Origin of the sequence: Chromohalobacter sarecensis (genome assembly GCF_023061135.1) — a bacterium.
Classification (GTDB): domain Bacteria; phylum Pseudomonadota; class Gammaproteobacteria; order Pseudomonadales; family Halomonadaceae; genus Chromohalobacter; species Chromohalobacter sarecensis.
This window is the reverse complement of the sequence record NZ_JAKGAN010000022.1, coordinates 1-1,662: the sequence shown is the minus strand read 5'-3', so window position 1 is coordinate 1,662 and position 1,662 is coordinate 1. Positions and strand designations below refer to the sequence as shown.

Here is a 1,662-nt window from a genome sequence, read left to right as displayed (position 1 = left end):
AGACCTTCGGGTCTTTTTGAGAACGTTTTAGTCTTGAACCAAGTTTGGTCCGCTCAACGGACTATCAGACTTTCAACTGAAGAGTTTGATCATGGCTCAGATTGAACGCTGGCGGCAGGCCTAACACATGCAAGTCGAGCGGAAACGATCCTAGCTTGCTAGGAGGCGTCGAGCGGCGGACGGGTGAGTAATGCATAGGAATCTACCCAGTCGTGGGGGATAACCTGAGGAAACTCAGGCTAATACCGCATACGTCCTACGGGAGAAAGCGGGGGCTCTTCGGACCTCGCGCGATTGGATGAGCCTATGTCGGATTAGCTAGTTGGTAAGGTAACGGCTTACCAAGGCGACGATCCGTAGCTGGTCTGAGAGGATGATCAGCCACACCGGGACTGAGACACGGCCCGGACTCCTACGGGAGGCAGCAGTGGGGAATATTGGACAATGGGCGAAAGCCTGATCCAGCCATGCCGCGTGTGTGAAGAAGGCTTTCGGGTTGTAAAGCACTTTCAGCGGGGAAGAAGGCTTGTCGGTCAATACCCGGCAAGAGCGACATCACCCGCAGAAGAAGCACCGGCTAACTCCGTGCCAGCAGCCGCGGTAATACGGAGGGTGCAAGCGTTAATCGGAATTACTGGGCGTAAAGCGCGCGTAGGCGGCGTGTCACGCCGGGTGTGAAAGCCCCGGGCTCAACCTGGGAACGGCATCCGGAACGGGCAGGCTAGAGTGCAGGAGAGGAAGGTAGAATTCCCGGTGTAGCGGTGAAATGCGTAGAGATCGGGAGGAATACCAGTGGCGAAGGCGGCCTTCTGGACTGACACTGACGCTGAGGTGCGAAAGCGTGGGTAGCAAACAGGATTAGATACCCTGGTAGTCCACGCCGTAAACGATGTCGACTAGCCGTTGGGTCCCTTGAGGACTTAGTGGCGCAGTTAACGCGATAAGTCGACCGCCTGGGGAGTACGGCCGCAAGGTTAAAACTCAAATGAATTGACGGGGGCCCGCACAAGCGGTGGAGCATGTGGTTTAATTCGATGCAACGCGAAGAACCTTACCTACCCTTGACATCCTGCGAACCCGGAAGAGATTCCGGGGTGCCTTCGGGAGCGCAGAGACAGGTGCTGCATGGCTGTCGTCAGCTCGTGTTGTGAAATGTTGGGTTAAGTCCCGTAACGAGCGCAACCCTTGTCCCTATTTGCCAGCGATTCGGTCGGGAACTCTAGGGAGACTGCCGGTGACAAACCGGAGGAAGGTGGGGACGACGTCAAGTCATCATGGCCCTTACGGGTAGGGCTACACACGTGCTACAATGGCCGGTACAAAGGGTTGCGAAAGCGCGAGCTGAAGCCAATCCCGAAAAGCCGGTCTCAGTCCGGATCGGAGTCTGCAACTCGACTCCGCGAAGTCGGAATCGCTAGTAATCGTGCATCAGAATGGCACGGTGAATACGTTCCCGGGCCTTGTACACACCGCCCGTCACACCATGGAAGTGGACTGCACCAGAAGTGGTTAGCTTAACCTTCGGGAGAGCGATCACCACGGTGTGGTTCATGACTGGGGTGAAGTCGTAACAAGGTAGCCGTAGGGGAACCTGCGGCTGGATCACCTCCTTAAACGACGGTGCATCCCTCCTGGGTAAGCGCTCACAATGAATTACCTGAT

The 1,662-nt window shown here is 56.3% G+C and carries 1 rRNA gene; it reads left to right on the top strand.

From position 1 onward, the window contains the following. Positions 1–73: 73 nt before the first annotated feature. Positions 74–1,613, top strand: a 16S ribosomal RNA gene (locus tag L1071_RS16140). Positions 1,614–1,662: the final 49 nt, after the last annotated feature.